Below are 20,199 nucleotides of genomic sequence, written 5' to 3' on the forward strand. Positions count from 1 at the left end.
GCGCTCAGTAGACATACGGGTCGTCCGGCTGCTCGACCTGCTCCGTCGCGTCCGGCGTCAGGACGACGCTGGAGTCGACGAGAGGATCCTCGTTCGCCCCGAACGCGCCGGAGATCGACAGCCAGCCGCCGGGCTCGACCTCGTCCTGCCAGCCCGGCCAGTGCACGGGGATCCCCACCGGCTGAGCGTCGATCGCGCAGTGCGTGATCAGGTAGCGGGACAGGTAGAAGGTGTCCTCGGACTCGGCGTCGAGCACGAAGCCGGTGACGTCCGCGGTCTTGCCGGCGAAGAAGCTCTCCGGCAGGTTCTGCCGCAGCAGTCCCGCCCAGTCCTTCACGCTGAAGCCGGTGCCGTCAGCGCCGGCCAGCTCGAGCGGCTGTACCGCGTCGCCGGTGGCGGAGGCCGCATTGAGCTCGCGGGTTCCCGCGACGCGGGAGGAGAGGGTGGCGGGGGACAGCACGAGGAGGGCGACGGTCGCCGCGGCCACGATGACCACCCTGCCGGCCGTGGCGAACGGCGAGCGGGCCGTCGACTCGGTCACCTCCTCGGCGTCGTGCGCGTCCTCGCCGAGCGGGTGCCCCGGCAGGAAGAGCACCGCCGCGACCGCGAGGAGGCCGCCGACGACCGCCATCGTGATCGTGAAGCCGAAATAGCGCGGGTGCACGTAGAGGTCGAGATCGCCCGTGAGCGCCAGCCAGAGTGTGCCGACCACGGTCAGCAGGGCGAGCGCGAGTCCCGTCCAGCGCGCGGCGAGGGTGTCAAGCAACGAGGTTCACCCCCAGGCCTAGCGCTGCGGCGGAGAGGGCGACGAGCGCGGTGAGGGTGACGAGCGTGCGCGTCGTGAACGTGGTGCGCAGCAGGGCGAGCATCTTCACGTCGATCATCGGCCCGAACACCAGGAACGCGACGATCGATCCGGGCATGAAGGTCGACCCGAGCGCGAGGATGAAGAAGGCGTCCACGTTCGAGCAGAGGGCCACCACGAACGCCAGGGCCATCAGGGCGAGCACCGACCAGATCGGGTCGCTGCCGAGCGTCACGAGGAGGTCGCGGGTCGCGGCGACCTGGATGAGCCCCGCGATCGCGGACCCCACGAAGAGGGCGGGCATGATCGCCGTCGTCTCGGAGCGGAAGAGCGACAGCGCCTCGAGCATCCGGGGCGTGCGCCCGTGGTCGTGTGGATGCGGCGCCGCGCACGACGCCCGGAAGCCGGGGGTGAGGAGCTGCTCCTGCTGGGGCGCGTGGCTGAACAGCCAGCCGACGAGGTTCGCGATGACGAGCGCGCCGAGGATGCGGGCGAGGAGGATCCCGTCCTCCCAGCCGAACACCTGGTAGGTGGTGACGATCGTGACCGGGTTGAGGATCGGCGCGGCCAGCAGGAACGTCACCGACTCGGAGACGCTCAGTCCGCGCATCATCAGCCCGCGCGCGAGCGGGACGTTCCCGCACTCGCAGACCGGCAGGAGGATGCCGAGCACCGAGATGGTGAGGCGGCGCGCCGCCGGGTTGCGGGGGAGCACCCGATGCAGCAGCCGTTCCGGCACCCACAGCTGCACGACGATCGAGATGAGGATGCCGAGGAACACGAACGGCACCGACTCGATGATGACGCTCAGGGTCAGCGTGACGAAGTCGCTCAGCGCCTCGGGCAGCGCGTCCGAGGAGGCGGGCGAGAGCAGCCGCACCGCGACGGCGGCGAGCAGGAGCGCCGCGGCGATGACGGTTCCCGTCCGCGCGCGGCTGCGTCCGCGGGTCAGCGTGCTCACCGGTTCAGGCTACGGGCGCATCCTGCGCGCGGCTGACCGGGCGGAGCCCGCATGTCGTGGCGGACGACCCGGTCAGGAGCGGGCGGCCAGCATCTCCTCCATCAGGTCGGTCTCCGACTGCTGGCTCGCGACGACTGAGCTCGCGAAGTCCTCGACCGTGGGGTTCCCGGTCCGCGCGAGCACCGCTTCGCTCATCTCGACGGCGCCCTGGTGGTGGGCGATCATCAGGCGGAGGAACACCCGCTCCGCCTCGACCCCCGAGGCGGCCCGCAGCTCGTCGAGCTGCTGCGGCGTCGCGAGTCCCGGCATCGGGGCGCCGTCGGCGCCGTGGGCGTGCCCGTCCTCCGCCATCCACGCCATCGGCGGCCCGGGCGCGGCCTGAGGGAGGCCCCACTGGGTGAGCCATCCGTACAGCTGGCCGGACTGCTGCCCCTGCGTCCGCGCGATGTCGTAGGCGAGCAGGCGGACCGCCTCGTCGTCGGTGAGGTCGCGGACGATCATCGCCATCTCGACGCCCTGGTCGTGATGGGTCTGCATGTCGCGGGCGTAGCCGGCCTCCGCGCTCGTGGTGCTCGGGTCCGAAGCGAGCAGTACGCTGATCCGGCCGATCGCGAACGCCGGAAGCGCGACCGCCGCGATCGCGACGAGTGCGAGGAGGACCAGCCGGAGGCGTCGCTCAGGAGACCTTGCCGGGGCCATCGATCCCTCCGGTGCACGGAGCGCCCGGCTCCGGCACGTTCTCGCTCAGCCAGTACTCCTCGAAGAAGGCGCTGATCGCGTCGCGATCGACCGAGTCGAGCTTCAGCTGGGTGTTCCAGCCGGAGACGGCGATGGGAGTGCCCATGCCCTCGAAGGGCGAGAGGACGGCGTGCCGAGACGGCATCAAGGAGCGGAGGGTCTCGACCTCCTCATCGCTGACGGCGGAGGGGTCGTAGGTGATCCAGACCGCGCCGTGTTCGAGCGAGTGGACGGCGTACTCGTTCGGCACCGACTCCGAGTACACGCCGCAGTTGAGCCAGGCCGGGTTGTGCTCGCCGCCGGCGGGCGGGGTCTGGGCGTAGGTCACCGGGGTGGTGACGTGGGCCGCGGTGTTCGTGAAGGTCTCCACGCCCGGGATGTCGGCGCCGTCGCTGCCGGCCGTGTAGCTCGCGGGCTTCGGCGCGAGCACGAAGGAGACGACGAGCAGGGCGATGATGGCGACGCCGCCGGTGATGGCCGCGGCGATGCCGATGCGGCGGTTCCGCTTCTTGCGCGCCTGCTCCTTGCGGAACTTCTCGAGCTTGGCGGCGCGATCGGCCGCGCGCTGCTCCTTCACCGAGAGCTTGGCGGGCGTCGAGTTCTTCGATCCGGGATCGGACGACGGCATGGAGGTTCCTGTCCGTGATGGCCGGCGGGCAGGTGCGGCCAGAGTGGTTGTCGTGTCAACCAAAGGATAGCGGCCGGGCTGTCCGTGATCGCTGAGTGCGGAACGGCCGGAGCTCAGCCGAACAGCATCGCCGCCTCCTCGTACCGGCTGAGGGGGACCGTGTTGAGCGCGGAGGTCGCCTCGGAGATGGGGACGGTGACGATGTCCCGGCCGCGCAGGGCGACCATCTTCCCCCAGTCCTCCCGAGCGACCGCGGCGATCGCGTGCATGCCGAGCCGGGTGGCGAGCACCCGGTCGTAGGCGCTCGGCACTCCGCCGCGCTGCATGTGGCCGAGGGTGACCGCCCGCGACTCGATACCGGTGCGCTCCTCCACCATCGGAGCGAGCATCTCGGCGATGCCGCCCAGTCGCGGGCGGTTGAAGGCGTCGAGGCCCTTGTGCGAGTGCGCCTGCTCCATCCCGGTGAGGCGGAAGCCCTCCGACACGACGATGACCGGCGCGCGCATGCGATCGATGACGCGCGTCGCCCAGTCGCAGATCGTCTCGATCGATTCGGGCTGCTCCGGGATGAGGATCGCGTGCGCCCCGCCCGCCATGCCGGAGTGCAGGGCGATCCAGCCCACGTGCCGGCCCATCACCTCGACGATGATGCAGCGCCGGTGCGACTCGGCCGTCGTGCGGACCCGGTCGATTGCCTCGGTCGCGATCTCCACCGCGGTGTCGAAGCCGAACGCGTAGTCGGTGGCGGCGAGGTCGTTGTCGATCGTCTTCGGCACGCCGATGATCGGGATGCCCGCGTCGGAGAGCCGGAGCGCTGCCGTCAGGGTACCTTCGCCGCCGATCGCGATGACCGCGTCGAGCCCGTGCTGATCGAGCACGGCGCGGATCTTGTCGGGGCCGCCGTGCGGTCCCTCGAACGGGTTCGTGCGCGACGAGCCGAGGATGGTGCCGCCCTGGCGGGCGAGGCCGCGCACCGTGTGCCGGTCGATCGGCATCCAGTCGTTCTCGACGAGGCCGCGCCAGCCCCATCGGAAGCCGACGAACTCGGCGTCGTGCTGGCGGTCGCCGACGAGCACCGCGCCTCGGATGACCGCGTTGAGCCCCGGGCAGTCGCCGCCCGAGGTGAGGATGCCGACCTTCACGCGTCCGCCCTTCCGGTGGCCGCGTCTCGGCCGCTCCTCGTGCATTCTCGCGTCTGCTCCTGATGGCCGCGAGTGCCCGCGTGCGGGCGTCGCGCGCACGTCGGTCGCACGTGGGAGGATCGCGCGGTGAGTCCCCGCGCCGTCGTCCTGTTCGCCGCCCTGGGGATCGCGTGGGGCATCCCGTACCTGCTCATCAAGGTCGCGGTCACCGAGCTCGATCCCGCCGTGGTCGTCTTCGGCCGCAGCGCGCTCGGCGGCCTCGTCCTGCTCCCGCTCGCGCTCGCCCGCAAGCAGGTGCTGCCCGTGCTGCGCCGGTGGCGGCCGCTGCTCGCGTACACGGTGGTCGAGATCGTCCTGCCCTGGTACTTCCTCAGCTCCGCGGAGCAGCGGCTGCCGAGTTCGACAGCGGGGCTGCTCCTCGCCGCGGTGCCGCTCGTCGGGGTCTTCGTCGCGTTCCTGTTCGGCCGGCCGGAGCGGTTCTCCCTCGGCAACTGGGCCGGCGTCCTCCTCGGGATGCTCGGGGTCGCGGCGCTCGTCGGCCTCGACGTCGCCGGATCCGACCTGATCGGCGTCGCCGAGATCGCGGTCGTGGTGGTCGGCTACGCGGTCGGGCCCGCCATCCTCGTCCGCTGGATGTCCGACCTGCCGGGCACCGGCGTGGTCGCGGTGTCGCTCGTGCTCAGCGCGCTGATCTACGTGCCGATCGTGCCGCTCGCCGGCGGCTGGCCCACCGTGATGCCGTCGGCGGCCGCGATCCTCTCGATCGTCACGCTCGCGGTCGTCTGCAGCGCGGCGGCCTTCCTCATCATGTTCGCGCTCATCGCCGAGATCGGGCCCGTCCGCACGACCACCATCACCTACGTGAACCCGGCGGTCGCCATCGTCGCCGGCGCGCTCGTGCTCGGCGAGCGGGTGACGGTCTGGACGATCGTCGGCTTCGCGCTCGTGCTCGCGGGCTCGCTGCTCGTCACCCGCCGCCGGAAGCCGCCGGAGCCGCCGGGGGACCCGTCCGCCCCGACCGAGGCGACCGCCGGCAGCGCCTCGGTCCCGCTCGCGGAGCGGTCCGAGGGGTAGGGCTTCTCGACGTCCCGGCGTCAGCGCTCGTCGTCGGCGGGGACGCCGTCGAGGAAGGCGAGGAGCTCCGGGTCCGAGGAGACGATGCGCTCGACCTCCTCGCCGCCGTCGCAGCGGCACAGCACGACCGACGCCTGCTCCGCGCCGCCGGTCTCGCGACGCCAGGTGCCGCCCGCGTCCTCCCACCGGAGGACCCGCGCGAGGGGTGACGTCGGTGCCGGTCCGCTCATCCGCCCAGTATCCGCCGTATCCGCCCCTCGAGATGCCAGTCGATGCCCTCATTCCGGCGAGATAGGGGCGGAGAGTGGCGTCTCGGCAGCACCCGATACCGGGCGCCGCGCTACATCGGGTGGGTGAGCCGCTGCACGAAGCGGCGGGTGCGCTCCTCCCGAGGGGAGCCGAGCACCTGAGCCGGAGCGCCGCGCTCCACGATGACGCCGCCGTCCATGAACACGACCTGGTTCGCGACCTCGCGCGCGAACTGCAGCTCGTGGGTGGCGACCACCATCGTCCAGCCCTCGCCCGCGAGCTGCTTCATCAGAGAGAGGACCTCGCCGACGAGCTCGGGATCGAGCGCCGACGTCGGCTCGTCGAAGAGGAGCAGCTTCGGCTTCAGGGCGAGCGCGCGGACGATGCCGACGCGCTGCTGCTGGCCGCCCGAGAGCGAGAAGGGGTAGTCGTCGCGCTTGGCGGCGAGGCCCACCCGCTCGAGCAGCTTCGTGGCGTCGGCGATCGCCTCCTGGGCGGGGCGCTTCTGCACGATGACGGGCCCCTCGATCACGTTCTCGAGCACCGTCATGTGCGGGAACAGGTTGTAGTGCTGGAACACCATGGCTGAGCAGTCGCGCAGCTCGCCGAGTGTGCGCTTCGGGACCGTGCCGCCGAAGTCGACCGTGGGCCCGCCGGTGACGGCGACCGTGCCGGCGTCGGGGACCTCGAGGCCGTTGAGGCACCTGAGGAGGGTGGTCTTGCCGGAGCCGGAGGGGCCGATCAGCGTCGTCACAGTGCCGGCCGGCACGTCCAGGTCGACCGACTTGAGCACCTGATTGGCGCCGAAGCTCTTCGCGAGCGCGCGGACGGTCAGCAGCGGATCAGTGCGCGACATAGCGGTCCAATCGCTTCTCGAGCCGGTTCTGCGCCGCCGACAGGGCGAGGCAGATCACCCAGTAGACGAGGGCCGCCTCGAGGTAGAGGATCATGAACTCGCCGCTGAAGGCCGCGATCTCCTGGGTCGCCCGGAACAGCTCGCTGACGAGGATGAGGGACGCGAGCGAGGTGTCCTTGACCAGGCTGATGAACGTGTTCGACAGCGGCGGCACGGACACGCGGGCCGCCTGGGGAAGGATGATCCGCCGCAGCGCGACCCGGTTCGACATGCCCACGACGTGCGCCGCCTCCCACTGCCCCTTCGGCACGGAGAGGATCGCGGCCCGGACGATCTCGGCCGCGTAGCCGCCGACGTTGATCGAGAAGGCGGCGATCGCGCTCGGCCACGGGTCGACGACGAGGCCGATCGAGGGCAGGCCGTAGAAGATCACGAACAGCTGCACGAGCAGCGGGGTGCCGCGGACGAGGGAGATGTAGACCCGGGCGATACCGGACACGATGCCGATCTTCGAGAGTCGCATCAGCGCGATCAGCACGGCGATCACGAGGCCGAGTGCGAACGAGGCGAGCGCGAGCGGGATGGTGCCGACGATCGCGCCGAGCGCGATCGGCCCGAGCGACTCGAAGACCAGGGAGAGCTCCTCAGACGTCATCGCCTCGCCGTCCCCTCGGTTGTCGAGTCGCCGCTCTCCGCCCTGCTCCGGCTCGGGGAGGGGCGGAAAGCGGCAACTCGGCGGGAACTACTCGGTGACATCGTCCCCGAAGTACTTGTCGCTGATCTCGGCGAGCGTGCCGTCCTCGCGCAGCTCGGCGAGGGCGTCGTTCACGGCGTCGACCAGCGTCTCGCTGTCCTGGCCGAACGCGAACGCCTGCTTCGAGCTGTCCTCGGTGGTCGCGGCGACCTTGAGGCCGTTCGCTCCCTCGGTGGTCTTGTAGTCGAGCCAGGTGAGCTCGTCGTTGATGGTCGCGTCGACGCGGCCCTGCTGCACGAGGGCGACGGCCTGCGCCCAGCCCTCGACGCCCTCGACCGTGGCGCCGCTCTCCTCCGCGAGCTCGCGCCAGTTGCTGGTGAGCGACTGCGCGGTCGTCTTGCCGGCCAGGTCCTCGAACGAGGCGATGTCGCTGCTCTCGACGGTCACGATGACGCCCTGCGAGACGGTGTACGGCTCGGAGAAGAGGTAGTCCGCCTCACGCTGAGGGGTGATGGAGACCTGGTTCGCGATCGCGTCGAAGCGGCCCGCGTCGAGGCCCGCGAAGATCGCGTCCCACTGGGTCTCCTCGAACTTGGCCTCGACGCCGAGCTTCTCGGCGACGGCCTGAGCGATCTCGACGTCGTAGCCGACGAGGTCGCCGGAGCCGTCCTCGTGGAAGGAGAAGGGACGGTAGGTGCCCTCGGTGCCGAAGACGATCTCGCCGGCCTCCTGCACCTGCGCGAGGGCGTCGCCCTCGGCTGCGTCGCTGGAGTCGCTCCCGGTCGAGCAGCCGGCCAGGGCGATCGTGCCGGCGGCGAGGAGGGCGAAGGCGGACAGGCGGTGCTTCACGGAAATGTGCTCCCAGAGTGTGGCTGCTGTGATCGGGCCGACGGAAACAGGGCCCGATTGGATTCGAACGTAACAAGCGGCCGGTGCATTCCTTCCCGGTGTTACGTCCTGCGGCTCGCGCCCCCGTTTCCGGTCGATCGCCCGCCTCCCGGGCCGTCGGTGCTGGAGTCGGAGAGGAGCCGGTCCGTCTGCTCGACGAGGCGGCGGAGCAGTGCGTCGGCGTCGGTGACCTCCGCCAGCGGGCCGGCCTGTCCGCACCAGAGCGCGATCAGCTCGGTCTCGTCGCGCTCGGCGGCCGCGCGGCGGACGGCGCCGGTGAGCCAGTTCTGCAGCGGGAACGGCGCCGGGTCGGCGCCCGCCTCGGCGGTGAGCCGGTTCGGGATGCCGCGGGCGAGACGGCCGCTCGACGCCCGCGTGAGCACCGTCGTGCGTGAGCGGTAGGAGGCGATCGCCTGCCGGTAGCCGTCGGATGCGGCGGACTGCCGGGTGGCGAGGAACGCGCTGCCGACCTGCACGCCCTCCGCGCCGAGCATGACCGCGGCCGCGATCCCGCGCCCGTCCGCGATGCCGCCGGCCGCGACGACGGGCACCGACACGGCGTCGACGATCTGCGGGACGAGTGCGATGGTGCCGACGAGGGACTCCTCGGCCGGACGCAGGAAGGACACGCGGTGGCCGCCGGCCTCTGCGCCGCTCGCGATGATCGCGTCCACACCGGCCGCGTCGAGTCCGAGCGCCTCCTCGACGGTGGTGGCGGTGCCGAGGACCGCGATGCCGGCCTCGCGCAGCCGGGCGAGGGACGCCGCGTCCGGCAGGCCGAACACGAAGCCGACCGCGGCGGGACGGACCGCGACCACGGCCTCGACCTGCTCCTCGAACGAGGGCAGGAGCCGAGTGGGCGGATCCGGAAGTTCTATGCCGAGCTCGGCATAGAAGGGCGCGAGCCTCTCCGCCGCTTCCCGGACCACGGCGGCGGCGGGCGGGGCGGCCTCCGCCTCGTCGGTCACCCACAGGTTCAGCAGGAATGGCGCCGCGGTGGCAGCGCGCAGCTCGGCGACCGTTGCGGCGATCCTCTCGGGGCCGTACCCGTAGAGCCCGTACGCGCCGAGTCCGCCCGCATCGCTCACGGCTGCCGTCAGCGCCACCGAGGAGAGGCCGCCGAACGCCCCGGACAGGATCGGCACCTCGATGCCCAGGCGGTCGGTCAGTCGGTTCTCGCGCCAGGAGGCCGTCATGCCGCCGACCCTAGCCGCACCGGCCGGCCGCTGCCGCGCCTCCTCGGGCCGCACGGGACGAGCCGATGCGCAAGCCCGTCGCGCACCGCTCCGGTGTGCGGTTGGCTGGAGCCCTCGCTCGGAGAACCGCGACAGGCGGGAGAGGGTCATGCGCAGGATGCGGCGGCTCGTCGCGGTCCCTGCGCTGCTCCTCGCCGTCACGCTGACCGGCTGCGAGGTCGGGAGCGATGTGCCGGCCCCGCCATCCCGTTCCCCCACCGCCGCATCGCGTCCGTCGACCTCGCCGTCCCCCGCCGACGTGTCGTCGACGTCCGCTCCGAGCGCGCCGGCGGATCGCACCCCGGAGGTTCTCGCGAGGATCCCCGTGGGCGGCGTCCCGAGCGACCTGGCGATCGCGCCCGAGGCCGGGCTGATGTACGTGAGCAACCGCGGGGGATGGGTGACGATCATCGACATCGTCGCCCGGCGGAGGGTGGCGGCGATCCCGGTCGGCTCGCAGGTCTTCGGGCTGGCCGTCGACGAGGCGGCCGGACTGCTCTACGCCGCCGACGCCGACACTCCCTCCGATGGCCGGGTGGTCGTCGTCGACCTCGCGTCCCGGCAGGTCGTCGACACCATCCCCGTGGGGGAGCGCGCCTGGCCGGTCGACGTCGCCCTCGACCGCGACCGCGGCCTGCTGTTCGTCGCCGCGAGCGGCAACGACACCCTCCTCGCGGTCGACACGATCGGCCGCCAGGTGGTGCGCCGGCATTCCGTCGGCGCGATCCCGGCCGGGGTGACGGTCGACGCGCGCACGGGCATCGCCTACGTGACCGGGTCGAGCGTCACCGCCGTCGACACGGCCACACTCCTCGTGCTCGGCACCGCGGAGGCCGGCGGCGGCCGGATCGCCGTCGACGAGTCCGCGGGCATCGTGCTGGTGGCCGAGGAGGGGGAGGGCACCGTCGCGCTCGTCGACGGCCGCACCCTCCAGGTGATCGACCGCGCGGAGGTGGGCGGCCGCGGCCCGTTCGCCGCCGTGCCGGACCCCTCGCGGGGCCTGGTGTGGGTGACCGGTGGTGAGGGCGGCGAGCTGACCATCCTTGAGACGGCCACCCTCGAGACGGTCGCCCGCCTCGACCCGCTGGAGGCGACCGGCCCCTGGTTCGGTATCGCCGCGGTGGACCCGCTCAACGACGTCGTCTACGTCACCGCCGGGCCCGACGTGCTCGTGCTGGAGCGCATCTAGGCCCGTCGATCACGGGCGTCCGTCGTCAGCCGAGCAGCGCCTCGATGGGGCCGCGGGCGAAGTAGATGACGAAGCCGGCGGCGACCACCCACAGCAGGGGGCTGATCCGGCGGATGCGGCCGGACAGCGCGTGCACCACCACCCAGCTGATGAAGCCGGCGCCGATGCCGTTCGCGATCGAGTAGGTGAGCGGCATCACCGTCACGGTGAGGAACACGGGCAGCAGCACGGCGAAGTCGCCCATGTCGATGTGCCGGATCTGCGCCATCATCAGCGCGCCGACGGTGACGAGCGAGGCGGAGGCGACCTCGGTGGGCACGATCGTCGTGAGCGGCGTGAAGAACATCGCGAGCAGGAAGAGGCCGCCGGTCACGAGGTTGGCGAGCCCGGTCCGCGCGCCCTCGCCGATGCCGGCGCCCGACTCGATGAACACGGTGTTCGAGGACGACGAGGTCGCGCCGCCCGCCACCGCGCCGACGCCCTCGACGATGAGCGCCGAGCGGAGGCGGGGGAAGTCGCCGCGGGTGTCCGCGAGGCCCGCCTCCCGCGAGAGGCCCGTGAAGGTGCCCATCGCGTCGAAGAAGTTCGTGAAGAGCAGGGTGAAGACGAGCATCGTGGCGGCGAGGACGCCGATCCGCTCGAACGAGCCGAAGCTGACCTGCCCGATGAGGCCGAGGTCCGGAACGCTCACGAGACTGCCCGGCAGCTCGGGCACGGTGAGGCCCCAGCCCTGCTGGTTGACCGCGCCGTCGCCGCCGATGCGGGGCCCGAGGTTCCAGATCGCCTCGACGAGGATCGACAGCACGGTGCCGGACGCGAGGCCGATGAGGATCGCACCGCGGACCTGGCGGGCCAGGAGCACCGCGGTGATCAGCAGGGTGATCACGAAGAGGAGGGTCGGCACGGTCGCGACCGAGCCGGCGATGCCGAGGCCGACCGGGGGCGAGCTCGCGCCGGTCGAGGTGACGAACCCGGAGTCGACGAGTCCGATGAAGGCGATGAACAGGCCGATCCCGACAGTGATCGCCGTCTTCAGCTGCAGCGGCACCGCGTCGAACACCAGCTGGCGCAGCCCGGTCGCGGCGAGCAGCACGATGAGCAGGCCGTTGAGAAGGACGAGCCCCATCGCCTCCGGCCAGGTGACCTGTCCGACGACGCTCACCGCGAGGAACGAGTTGATGCCGAGACCCGCCGCGAAGGCGAACGGCAGCCGCGTGACGAGTCCGAACAGCATCGTCATCACGCCGGCGGTCAGCGCGGTGACCGCCGCGACCTGGGCGAACGCCAGGGTGCCGCCCTCGACGTCCGTCCCGCTCGACAGGATGATCGGGTTGAGGATGACGATGTAGGCCATCGCGACGAACGTGACGAGCCCGCCGCGGATCTCGGCGCCGACGGTGGAGCCGCGCGCCGTGATCTCGAAGAAGCGGTCGAGGCGACCGGCGTGCTTCGTCTCGGTGTCGGTCGGGGCAGTGGTCATCGATTTCCTCCGCAGACGAAGGTAGCGGTGATTCCGGGGCCCGGATGCGCCCCCGCCGCCCCACCCGCCGGAGGGGCGGCCGTACCCTTTAACCCATGCCGCCCGAATTCCTCCCTGTCGTCGCGCGCCCGCAGGTGCGCCCCGCCACCGAGGGGTGGTCCCAGAAGCTCGACGGCGAAGGCCGTCCGCTGCTCCAGTTCGCGTCGCCGAAGCGCGGCAAGCCGCCGGCGCACTTCGCCGACCTCACCGTCGAGCAGCGCAAGGCCCGCCTCGTCGAGCTCGGCATGCCGGCCTTCCGGGCGAAGCAGATCGCGACGCACTACTTCACCCACTTCACGAGCGACCCGGCCGACATGACCGACCTTCCCGCCGCGAACCGCGAGGAGCTCGTCACCGGGCTGCTGCCGCCGCTCATGACGGAGGTCCGGCGGCTCGCCACCGACCGCGGGGACACGATCAAGTTCCTCTGGAAGCTGCACGACGGCGCGCTCGTCGAGTCCGTGCTCATGCGGTACCCGGGCCGCATCACCCTCTGCGTCTCGTCGCAGGCGGGCTGCGGCATGAACTGCCCGTTCTGCGCGACGGGCCAGGCCGGCCTCACCCGCAACCTCTCCGCGGCGGAGATCCTCGACCAGGTGGTCCGCGCCAACCGCGCGCTCGCGAACGGGGAGCTCGGCGGCAAGAAGAAGGGCGAGACGACGCCCGAGCGGGTCAGCAACATCGTCTTCATGGGCATGGGGGAGCCCCTCGCCAACTACGCCCGCCTCATGCACGCGGTGCGCACGATGGTCGCGCCCCAGCCGGAGGGGCTCGGGATGAGCGCGCGACACATCACCGTCTCGACCGTGGGCCTCGTGCCGGCGATCGGCAAGCTCGCGGACGAGGACATCCCCGTCACCTTCGCGCTGTCGCTGCACGCGCCCGACGACGAGCTGCGCGACGAGCTGATCCCCGTCAACTCGCGCTGGAAGGTCGACGAGGCCCTCGATGCCGCGCACGCCTACTTCGAGAAGACCGGGCGCCGGGTGTCGATCGAATACGCGCTCATCAAGGACATGAACGACCACGCGTGGCGCGCCGACCTGCTCGCCGAGAAGCTGCTCGCCCGCGGGCGGGGCTGGGTGCACGTCAACCCGATCCCGCTCAACCCGACGCCCGGCTCCATCTGGACGTCGTCCGAGCCGGAGGTGCAGGACGAGTTCGTCCGCCGCCTCAACGCGGCCGGCATCCCCACCACCCTGCGCGACACCCGCGGCAAGGAGATCGACGGCGCCTGCGGCCAGCTCGCAGCGGCCGACGCCTGAGGTCGCGCATCCCTCCCCTGGCCGAGTTGCCGCTTTCCGCCCTCATCCCGCCCGGATAGGGGCGGAGATCGGCAACTCGCGCGGTGGGCCTGACGCGGGGGCCGCTAGACCTGGGCGAAGCGCTGGCGCGAGCGCTCCTTCAGCTTCGCAACCTCGATTTCGCGGTTCTTGGGCGGCGCATTCGTCACGAGGTCCTCGAGGAGGTGGCGCGTCACGTGCGCGATCTCGATCACGGCCCGGTCGAACGCCTCGGCGTTCGCCTTCGACGGCTTCGTCGATCCGCTGATCTTCCGCACGAACTGCAGGGCGGCGGCGTGCACCTCGTCGTCGGTCGCGGCGGGCTCGAAGTTGTGGAGGGTGTGGATGTTCCGGCACATGGCCGGAAGGGTACGTCCGCGCCGCCGCCGGCGGAACCCCACCGGGTCCGGTTCCCGTCCCCGGGTTCCTTCCGTCTCGCGAGATGCCACTCGATGCTCCCATCCGCACCGGTTGCCGGTATCAGGTGGCATATCGGGGAGCTCTCCGGTGCGGAAGGATCGGGGACGGAGGCAGACGACATGACGGATCCCGGACAGCGGCGCATCGACTGGGGCGACGGGGAGTGGACCACCCCTCCCGCCGGAGTGGAGGAGCGGGACGGCGCGCTGCTCGTCACCGCGGTCGAGGGCAGCGACGCCTGGCGGCACACCTCCTACGGGTTCGTGCACGACACCGAGCACGCGCTGCTCGCCCCGCTTCCGAACGGCACGGCGGTCGAGGTCGACTTCCTCGCCGAGTTCGACGAGCAGTTCGACCAGGCCGGCGTCTTCCTGCGGGTCGACGACGAGCACTGGATCAAGGCGGGGGTCGAGTTCGCGGACGGGCTGCCGCAGGTCGGGGCCGTGGTCACCCGCGGCAAGTCGGACTGGTCCGTCGCGCCCGTGCCCGAGTGGCGGGGCCGCCTCGTCACCGTGCGAGCGAGCTGGAGCGGCGATGCGGTGACGATCCGCGCCCGAGCCGAGGGCGAGGAGTTCCGCCTCGTCCGGGTCGCGCCGCTCGAGCCGACGCTGGCGGTCAGCGCGGGCCCCTTCGCGTGCGCGCCGACGCGAGCGGGCCTGACGGTCCGCTTCCCGGCCTGGCGCACCGGCCCCGCCGACGCCGCCCTGCACTGAGACGCCGTGCCCTCGGGCGCCCTGACCCGCCCGAGATGCCACTTTCCGTCCCTATTCGGGCGCGATAGGGGCGAAAAGTGGCATCTCGGCGGACCAGAACGGGCGCGCGGGCGGGCGCGGGCGCTACGGAGCGGTGGCGCAGTTTCGCGGCAGGGCGTCGGCGCCGAGCGCCCACGAGGGCAGGTCGGCCGCGAACGCCCGCCGCGTCGCCGGGTCCGTCGTCACGGACCAGTCGACGCCCTCGCCGACCTCCGGCTCGGTCTTGTGCCACTCGAACCAGTCGATGAGGTGCAGCTGCGGGAACCGTTCCGCCGTGTCCGCCGAGAAGACCTGGCGCCACCACGCCTGCTTGATGGCGAGCTCGCCCGCCGCGTCGCCGCGCGGCACGACGAGCGCTGCCGTCTCCGGGATCGCCAGCGGCTTGCCGTGGCCGGCGGCGTACGTGCCGTAGAAGTCGGGGAGTGCCGTGTTGTCGCCGCCGAGCCCGGCATAGGCGCCCGTCAGCTGTGCGGCGAACTTGCCGTCCTCGGGCAGCTCGTTCTCGCCCCAGGGATACGCCGACCCCCAGTGGTAGAGGGACATCCCCACCCAGTCGACGGCGTCGTCGCCCGGGTAGTAGGGCGCGTAGGGGTCGTCGGCCATGGTGAGGGCGCCGTCCCCGTCGGTGTCGAGGGCCGCGAAGTCCGCCCCGCCGGGCACCGCGGCGTACCGGCCGCCCGTGAAGGGGTAGCCGCCGCCGTAGTTGGGAGCCCACATCATGGCCGAGCCCGGAGCCTCGCGGTGCACCGCGTACGCGACCGTGCGGAACGCGGCGACGTAGGCGGCGGGCTGCTGGCTCCAGGCGTACCAGGACCCGTTCATTTCATGCGCGAACCGGACGAGCGCGGGCACGCCCGAGCGGTTGACCTCGCTCAGCACCTCGGCGACGCGGGCGGCTGCTGACGGCGTCACCGCCTCGAGGCCGTCGTCCGGCTCGAGGGTCACGAGGAGTGCCGCCCCGGATGGGCGCAGCTGGTCGGCGGCGGAGCGCAGGTTCTCGATGTCCTCATCGGTGAGGGGGAAGCCGAAGAACTGCACGGCGACGGCGGGGGAGCGGCCGAGCCGGTCCGCGTAGTCGTCGATGGTCGACCGCGTCCAGTCGAGGCTCACGCCGAGGAGCGCGCCCGATTCGGGCACCAGGTCCGCCGCCGACGGGGCCGGGCAGGATGCGCCGCCCGCGCTCGCCGGGCCCAATGCCTCGGTCAGCATCGCGCAGCCGGCCAGCGCGGGAAGTGCGAGGGAGAGCGCGGCGAGGGCCGCCGCGCGGGCGGGGAAGGCGGATCGGTTGACCACCTTGGGACCCTACGTGGGCAGTGCCCGGCTCGTGCCGTCATCCGGCCGGTCCGTCCCCCTCAGTGCCCCGGTCTGGGGTCAGCTGACCTCCTCCGGGTGGCCGCCGACCCGGCGGTCCTCGTTGAGCGCGTCGATGGCGGCCATCTCCTCGTCGCTCAGCTCGAAGCCGGTGAGGTCGAGGTTCTGCGCCATGCGCTCCCTCGACGACGACTTGGGGATGACGACGTTGCCGAGCTGCAGGTGCCAGCGGAGCACGACCTGGGCGGGCGTGACGCCGTGCGCGGCCGCCGCGTTCCGGACCGGCTCCATGCCGAACAGGTCGTACTTGCCCTGGCCGAGCGGACCCCACGCCTCGGTGAGGATCCCGTGCTCCGCGTGGAATCGGCGCAGCTCCGGCTGCGAGAAGACGGGGTGCAGCTCCACCTGGTTCACCGCGGGCACGGTGCCGGCCTCCGCGATCAGCCGCTCGAGGTGCGGGATGAGGAAGTTGCTGACGCCGATGCTGCGGGCGCGCCCGTGCTCGGCGAACGTCTCGAAGGTGCGCCACGTCTCGACGTACCGGTCGGCCGACGGGACCGGCCAGTGGATGAGGTAGAGGTCGATCCAGCCGAGGTCGAGCGCGTCGAGGCTGCGCTGGAAGGCGCCCTCCGCGTCGCCCGCTGCGTGGTGGTCGTTGCGCAGCTTCGTGGTGACGAACACGTCCTCGCGGTCGAGGCCGGAGGCGCGGATGGCGGCGCCGACCTCCGCCTCGTTCTCGTAGCCGGTCGCGGTGTCGATGTGGCGGTAGCCGACCTCGAGCGCGTCCTCCACGACGCGCTGGGTGTCGGCCGGGTCCACCTTGAAGACGCCGAACCCGACCTGGGGGATCGTCGCGCCGCTGTTCAGGGGGAGTCGGGGGATCTCTGCCATGCCGGGAAGGCTACGCCCGCCGGCCCGCCCCGTCCCTGCGCGGAAGATCCCCTGTCGCCGCGGCCCGGGCCGCCCCTAGGGTGTGCTCGTGCGTCCGCCGCTCGAGACGATCATCCTCTTCGCGGGGATCGCCGCGGCCGCCCCGGTGCTCTCCGCGCTGTTCGGCCGGGCGGCGCGCGTGCCGATCGTCGTGTTCGAGATCGTGCTCGGGATCCTGCTTGGGCCGGCCGTGCTCGGCTGGATCACCGTCAACGAGTTCACGACGTTCCTCGCCGCGGTCGGGCTCGCCACCCTCTTCTTCCTCGCCGGCAGCGAGATCGACTTCACGGCCCTCCGCAGCCGGGCCACGGGGGCCGCGGTGCTCGGCTGGGCCATCTCGCTGGTGCTCGGTCTCGCGCTCGGCCTGCTGATCGGCGGATCCCTCGCCGCCGCGGTGTTCGTCGGCATCGCGCTGACCACCACCTCGCTCGGCGCGATCCTTCCGCTGCTCCGCGACGCGGGCGAGCTGCCCACCCCCTTCGGCCGCTCCGTGATGACGATCGGCGCGGTCGGCGAGTTCGCGCCGCTCGTCGCGATCTCGCTCTTCCTCAGCGGCCGGAGCCCGGCGCTCGCCGGCGTCGTGCTCATCGGCTTCGTGATCGTCGCGACCGTCGCGATCATCCTGGCCGCGCGCGGACCGTATCCGGCGCTGCACCGGCTCATCACCGCCACCCTGCACACGAGCGGCCAATTCGCGGTCCGGCTCGTGCTCGGCATCCTCGCCGTGCTGACGTGCGCGAGCATCGCGATCGGGCTCGACATGCTGCTCGGCTCGTTCACCGCGGGAGTGCTCGCGCGCGTGCTGCTCTCCGCGGCCCCGCCCGACGAGCGGGAGAGCGTCGAGAGCAAGCTCGAGGCGGTCGGCTTCGGGTTCCTCGTGCCCATCTTCTTCATCAACACGGGAGTCACGTTCCCGCTCGGCTCGCTCCTCGAGGACGTCCGCGCCCTGCTGCTGGTGCCCCTGTTCCTCGTGCTGATGCTCGTCGTCCGCGGCCTGCCGGGGCTGCTCGGTGCCGCCACGCGCACGCACTGGGACAGGGGCGCCGCCGTGCTGCTCGCCGCGACGGGGCTCCCGATCATCGTGGCCGTGACGGCCCTCGGCGTGCAGGCGGGTGACCTCACCCCGGGCATCGCGGCCGCCCTCGTCGGGGCGGGGATGCTGTCGGTGCTCCTCTTCCCCCTTGTCGGCCTCGCCCTCCGGGGCCGGGGCCAGCGGACTGCCGCGCCGGCGGCGGCCGAGGACCCCGCCGCCACCGAGGGGTGACGGCGGCATGCCTCCAGGCCGGTGCAGGGGGACCAGCCCCCTCCCGGTGGCGGAGGGGCCGCCCCCATCCCGGTGATCGAGGAGCGGTCCTCCGGACCGCGTCTCGAAATCAGGCGAGGTCGTCCTCGGACTCGGGCCCGCGGGGATCGGCTCTCAGCGGACGTTGCGTGGTTTCGAGACGCCGACCTGCGGTCGGCTCCTCAACCACCGGGCGGACACCAAGTTGAGCCGCTACAGGGCCGGCTGGTGAAGGGTGATGCAGTGGATGCCGCCGCCGCGGGTGAAGAGGGGGCGCGCGTCCACCGTCGTCACGGTGCGGCCGGGGTACTGGTCCGCGAGGATGGCGGCCGCCTCCGCATCACGGGCATCGCCGAAGCCGCAGGCGATCACGCCGCCGTTGACGAGCGAGTGGTTGATGTAGCTGTAGTCCACCCAGCCCTCCTCGTCGCGCAGGGTGTCGGGCGCAGGCAGCGGCACGACGTCGACCGTCGCGCCGTCGGCCAAGGCCCAGGACGTCAGCAGCTCCCGCAGCTCCCGGCTCAGCGCGAAGTCCGGATGCTCCACGGCCCGCTGATCGTGCAGCAGCACGCGTCCGGGCGCGGGGAAGGTCGCGACGATGTCGACGTGGCCCCGCGTGCCGAAGGTGTCCGAATCGCGGTGCAGCCCGCGGGGCAGCCACAGCACGGTCGTCGCGCCGAGCACGCGGGCGAACTCCGCCTCCACCTGCTCGCGCGTCCAGTCGGGGTTGCGGCCCGGGTCGAGCTGCACGGTGTCCGTCGCGAGCACGATTCCGCGTCCGTCGGTGTGGATGCCACCGCCCTCGTTCACGAGGGGGCTGTCGACCACGGTCGCACCGGCCTGCTCGGCGACCCAGCGGCCGAGGAGGGCATCGCGGTCCCACGTCGCCCACGGCTGGGCGCCCCAGCCGTTGAAGACCCAGTCGACGGCGCCGAGCTCGCGCGTGCCGTCGTCGTGCTCGCCGACCACGAAGGTGGGACCGGAGTCGCGGATCCACGCGTCGTCGAGGGGCGCGACGAGCACGTCGATGGCGCCGGAAAGGTAGCTGCGCACGAGCCGCTCGTCGCGCGGATCGGCCACCACGCGCACGGGCTCGTGCTCCGCGGCCGCGTTCGCGACGGCCGCCCAGGTCCGGCGGGCGAGCTCCGCCTCCTCGGCGGTGTCGCCGAGCGTGTAGCCGGTGGTCGGCCAGGCCAGCCAAGTGGCGGCATGCCGGTCGCCCTCGGCCGGCAGGCGCCAGCGAGGTCCGGTCACGCGACCGGCTCGGCGAGGCTGCCGTAGGTCTCGGGCCGGCGGGTGCGGAAGAAGGGGAACAGCTCCAGCCAGTCCCGGCGCTGGTCGAGGTCGAGGGCGGCGACGAGCACCGCCTCCTCGTCCCGGGGCGCCTGCGCGAGGATGCGGCCGTACGGGTCGGACACGAACGACGAGCCGTAGAAGCGGTTGCCGGGGGCGCCGTCCGGGCGGAACTCCTGCCCGGTGCGGTTCGCGGCGACCATGAACGTGCCGTTCGCGATGCCGTTGCCGACGATCACCTGGCGCCACAGGGGTTCGGTGTCGAACTCGGGATGGTCGGGCTCGGAGCCGATCGCGGTCGGATACGCGACCACGTCCGCGCCGCCGAGCCCGTAGGCCCGCGCGACCTCCGGGAACCACTGGTCCCAGCAGGTGGGCATGCCGAGCCGCAGACCCGATCCGGGCACCTCGTGCACCGGGTACGGGGCCTCGTCCGCCGGACCGGGGCGGAAGTACCGATCCTCGTAGTAGCCGGCGGTGACCGGGATGTGCAGCTTGCGCGTGCGGGCGACCAGGGCGCCCGTCGGCCCGACGAGAACGGAGGTGTTGAGGCCGAGACCGTCCTCGCCGCCGCTGCGCTCGAAGAGCGAGGCCTGCACGGCGACACCGTGCAGGGCGGCGGCGGCCCGGGCGAAGGCGAGGGTCGGGCCGGTGCCGAGGTCCTCGGCCGCTTCCCCGCCGTCGCCGTCCGGCAGCACGTCGGCCGGGTACCGGCTCAGGGTCAGCTCGGGCAGCACGACCAGTCGGGCGCCCTCGGCCGCGGCCGCGCCGATCGCGTCGGCGAGCTTCGCCTGCAGTGCGACGGGGTCGGCGGTCCAGGAGTGCTGGACGACGCCGACCACAACGGGCTTCCGCTCCGCGGAGCGCTTCCGCGCAGGGGAGGGCGGGGGAGTGAGCGCGCGGATCACGTGCACGGCGGTCTCCGTCTTCGGAAGCGTCGATGGTGAGAG

At 72.3% G+C, this 20,199-nt stretch carries 21 protein-coding genes; 5 read left to right on the top strand and 16 right to left on the bottom strand.

The features are described 5' to 3' along the window. Nucleotides 1-4: 4 nt before the first annotated feature. The 5 genes from J3P36_RS11560 to J3P36_RS11580 all read right to left on the bottom strand — a co-directional run bounded on the left by J3P36_RS11560 (nt 5) and on the right by J3P36_RS11580 (nt 4,274). Entirely contained in the window at nt 5-766 is a 762-nt protein-coding gene (locus J3P36_RS11560) for a TIGR03943 family protein (protein WP_210508229.1), read from the bottom strand. Continuing rightward, nucleotides 759-1,766 carry a permease gene (locus tag J3P36_RS11565; protein ID WP_210508231.1) on the bottom strand — a complete coding sequence of 336 codons (1,008 nt, stop codon included), beginning with the start codon at nt 1,764-1,766 and terminating at the stop codon, nt 759-761. The genes J3P36_RS11560 and J3P36_RS11565 overlap by 8 nt, the downstream gene beginning before the upstream one ends. Before the next feature lie 72 nt (nt 1,767-1,838). Then, a complete protein-coding gene (locus J3P36_RS11570) occupies nt 1,839-2,465 on the bottom strand; it encodes a DUF305 domain-containing protein (protein WP_210508233.1) in 627 nt (208 codons plus the stop codon). Continuing rightward, nucleotides 2,443-3,132 carry a DUF3105 domain-containing protein gene (locus J3P36_RS11575; protein WP_210508235.1) on the bottom strand — a complete coding sequence of 230 codons (690 nt, stop codon included), beginning with the start codon at nt 3,130-3,132 and terminating at the stop codon, nt 2,443-2,445. Before J3P36_RS11575 ends, J3P36_RS11570 begins: the two co-directional genes overlap by 23 nt. Nucleotides 3,133-3,245: 113 nt before the next feature. Further along, nucleotides 3,246-4,274, bottom strand: a complete 1,029-nt coding sequence (locus J3P36_RS11580; RefSeq protein WP_210508237.1) for a 6-phosphofructokinase — start codon at nt 4,272-4,274, stop codon at nt 3,246-3,248. A 126-nt stretch (nt 4,275-4,400) separates the two neighbouring features. On the opposite strand from J3P36_RS11580, the gene J3P36_RS11585 reads away from it, so the two are divergent. Continuing rightward, nucleotides 4,401-5,348 (top strand): DMT family transporter, encoded by a 948-nt coding sequence (locus J3P36_RS11585; RefSeq protein WP_210508239.1) that lies wholly within the window; start codon nt 4,401-4,403, stop codon nt 5,346-5,348. Nucleotides 5,349-5,368: 20 nt separating this feature from the next. Here the strand turns inward: J3P36_RS11585 and J3P36_RS11590 are convergent, their stop codons facing one another. The 5 genes from J3P36_RS11590 to J3P36_RS11610 form a co-directional block, all read right to left on the bottom strand. Further along, nucleotides 5,369-5,578, bottom strand: a complete 210-nt coding sequence (locus tag J3P36_RS11590; protein WP_210508241.1) for a hypothetical protein — start codon at nt 5,576-5,578, stop codon at nt 5,369-5,371. Between the two features lie 110 nt (nt 5,579-5,688). Continuing rightward, nucleotides 5,689-6,453, bottom strand: a complete 765-nt coding sequence (locus J3P36_RS11595; protein ID WP_282595163.1) for an amino acid ABC transporter ATP-binding protein — start codon at nt 6,451-6,453, stop codon at nt 5,689-5,691. Continuing rightward, the gene (locus J3P36_RS11600) at nt 6,440-7,108 is read right to left on the bottom strand and encodes an amino acid ABC transporter permease (RefSeq protein WP_210508243.1); all 669 of its coding nucleotides are present in this window, start codon (nt 7,106-7,108) and stop codon (nt 6,440-6,442) included. The genes J3P36_RS11595 and J3P36_RS11600 overlap by 14 nt, the downstream gene beginning before the upstream one ends. An 87-nt stretch (nt 7,109-7,195) precedes the next feature. After that, nucleotides 7,196-7,996 carry an amino acid ABC transporter substrate-binding protein gene (locus J3P36_RS11605; RefSeq protein ID WP_307807066.1) on the bottom strand — a complete coding sequence of 267 codons (801 nt, stop codon included), beginning with the start codon at nt 7,994-7,996 and terminating at the stop codon, nt 7,196-7,198. A gap of 101 nt (nt 7,997-8,097) precedes the next feature. After that, on the bottom strand, nt 8,098-9,231 hold the full coding sequence (locus tag J3P36_RS11610; RefSeq protein WP_210508245.1) for a nitronate monooxygenase family protein: 1,134 nt from the start codon (nt 9,229-9,231) through the stop codon (nt 8,098-8,100). Nucleotides 9,232-9,379: 148 nt separating this feature from the next. Here J3P36_RS11610 and J3P36_RS11615 point away from each other — a divergent pair, with 148 nt between their 5' ends. Further along, nucleotides 9,380-10,459, top strand: coding sequence for a hypothetical protein (locus J3P36_RS11615; RefSeq protein ID WP_210508247.1), 1,080 nt, complete (start codon nt 9,380-9,382; stop codon nt 10,457-10,459). Nucleotides 10,460-10,484: 25 nt separating this feature from the next. Here the strand turns inward: J3P36_RS11615 and J3P36_RS11620 are convergent, their stop codons facing one another. Next, complete coding sequence (locus J3P36_RS11620) at nt 10,485-11,939, bottom strand: NCS2 family permease (RefSeq protein ID WP_210508249.1); 1,455 nt, start codon at nt 11,937-11,939, stop codon at nt 10,485-10,487. Between the two features lie 95 nt (nt 11,940-12,034). On the opposite strand from J3P36_RS11620, the gene rlmN reads away from it, so the two are divergent. After that, a complete protein-coding gene (gene rlmN / locus J3P36_RS11625) occupies nt 12,035-13,243 on the top strand; it encodes a 23S rRNA (adenine(2503)-C(2))-methyltransferase RlmN (protein ID WP_210508251.1) in 1,209 nt (402 codons plus the stop codon). A gap of 104 nt (nt 13,244-13,347) precedes the next feature. Here the strand turns inward: rlmN and J3P36_RS11630 are convergent, their stop codons facing one another. Next, a complete protein-coding gene (locus J3P36_RS11630; RefSeq protein ID WP_210508253.1) occupies nt 13,348-13,620 on the bottom strand; it encodes a DUF2277 domain-containing protein in 273 nt (90 codons plus the stop codon). Between the two features lie 180 nt (nt 13,621-13,800). Between J3P36_RS11630 and J3P36_RS11635 the strand changes: the two genes are divergently transcribed. After that, on the top strand, nt 13,801-14,394 hold the full coding sequence (locus J3P36_RS11635) for a DUF1349 domain-containing protein (protein ID WP_210508255.1): 594 nt from the start codon (nt 13,801-13,803) through the stop codon (nt 14,392-14,394). 123 nt (nt 14,395-14,517) lie between these two features. On the opposite strand, the gene J3P36_RS11640 is transcribed toward J3P36_RS11635, so the two are convergent. Together J3P36_RS11640 and J3P36_RS11645 are read right to left on the bottom strand one after the other, a co-directional pair. Beyond that, complete coding sequence (locus J3P36_RS11640) at nt 14,518-15,726, bottom strand: glycosyl hydrolase (RefSeq protein WP_307807067.1); 1,209 nt, start codon at nt 15,724-15,726, stop codon at nt 14,518-14,520. Nucleotides 15,727-15,804: 78 nt separating this feature from the next. Continuing rightward, nucleotides 15,805-16,635 carry an aldo/keto reductase gene (locus tag J3P36_RS11645; protein ID WP_210508262.1) on the bottom strand — a complete coding sequence of 277 codons (831 nt, stop codon included), beginning with the start codon at nt 16,633-16,635 and terminating at the stop codon, nt 15,805-15,807. A gap of 88 nt (nt 16,636-16,723) precedes the next feature. On the opposite strand from J3P36_RS11645, the gene J3P36_RS11650 reads away from it, so the two are divergent. Further along, entirely contained in the window at nt 16,724-17,938 is a 1,215-nt protein-coding gene (locus J3P36_RS11650) for a cation:proton antiporter (RefSeq protein ID WP_210508267.1), read from the top strand. Nucleotides 17,939-18,169: 231 nt separating this feature from the next. Here the strand turns inward: J3P36_RS11650 and J3P36_RS11655 are convergent, their stop codons facing one another. Further along, nucleotides 18,170-19,210 carry an agmatine/peptidylarginine deiminase gene (locus tag J3P36_RS11655; protein WP_210508268.1) on the bottom strand — a complete coding sequence of 347 codons (1,041 nt, stop codon included), beginning with the start codon at nt 19,208-19,210 and terminating at the stop codon, nt 18,170-18,172. Continuing rightward, entirely contained in the window at nt 19,207-20,163 is a 957-nt protein-coding gene (locus J3P36_RS11660) for a nitrilase-related carbon-nitrogen hydrolase (RefSeq protein ID WP_210508269.1), read from the bottom strand. The genes J3P36_RS11655 and J3P36_RS11660 overlap by 4 nt, the downstream gene beginning before the upstream one ends. Nucleotides 20,164-20,199 lie beyond the last annotated feature (36 nt).

The sequence above is a fragment of the Naasia sp. SYSU D00057 genome (assembly GCF_017916505.1).
Lineage (GTDB): Bacteria > Actinomycetota > Actinomycetes > Actinomycetales > Microbacteriaceae > Naasia.

Coding starts and splice junctions, on each gene's coding strand:
- J3P36_RS11575 (WP_210508235.1), bottom strand. CDS start 3,132: ATGCCGTCGTCCGATCCCGGATCGAAGAACTCGACGCCCGCCAAGCTC.
- J3P36_RS11635 (WP_210508255.1), top strand. CDS start 13,801: ATGACGGATCCCGGACAGCGGCGCATCGACTGGGGCGACGGGGAGTGG.
- J3P36_RS11590 (WP_210508241.1), bottom strand. CDS start 5,578: ATGAGCGGACCGGCACCGACGTCACCCCTCGCGCGGGTCCTCCGGTGG.
- J3P36_RS11570 (WP_210508233.1), bottom strand. CDS start 2,465: ATGGCCCCGGCAAGGTCTCCTGAGCGACGCCTCCGGCTGGTCCTCCTC.
- J3P36_RS11600 (WP_210508243.1), bottom strand. CDS start 7,108: ATGACGTCTGAGGAGCTCTCCCTGGTCTTCGAGTCGCTCGGGCCGATC.
- J3P36_RS11620 (WP_210508249.1), bottom strand. CDS start 11,939: ATGACCACTGCCCCGACCGACACCGAGACGAAGCACGCCGGTCGCCTC.
- J3P36_RS11595 (WP_282595163.1), bottom strand. CDS start 6,453: ATGTCGCGCACTGATCCGCTGCTGACCGTCCGCGCGCTCGCGAAGAGC.
- rlmN (WP_210508251.1), top strand. CDS start 12,035: ATGCCGCCCGAATTCCTCCCTGTCGTCGCGCGCCCGCAGGTGCGCCCC.
- J3P36_RS11610 (WP_210508245.1), bottom strand. CDS start 9,231: ATGACGGCCTCCTGGCGCGAGAACCGACTGACCGACCGCCTGGGCATC.
- J3P36_RS11645 (WP_210508262.1), bottom strand. CDS start 16,635: ATGGCAGAGATCCCCCGACTCCCCCTGAACAGCGGCGCGACGATCCCC.
- J3P36_RS11630 (WP_210508253.1), bottom strand. CDS start 13,620: ATGTGCCGGAACATCCACACCCTCCACAACTTCGAGCCCGCCGCGACC.
- J3P36_RS11615 (WP_210508247.1), top strand. CDS start 9,380: ATGCGCAGGATGCGGCGGCTCGTCGCGGTCCCTGCGCTGCTCCTCGCC.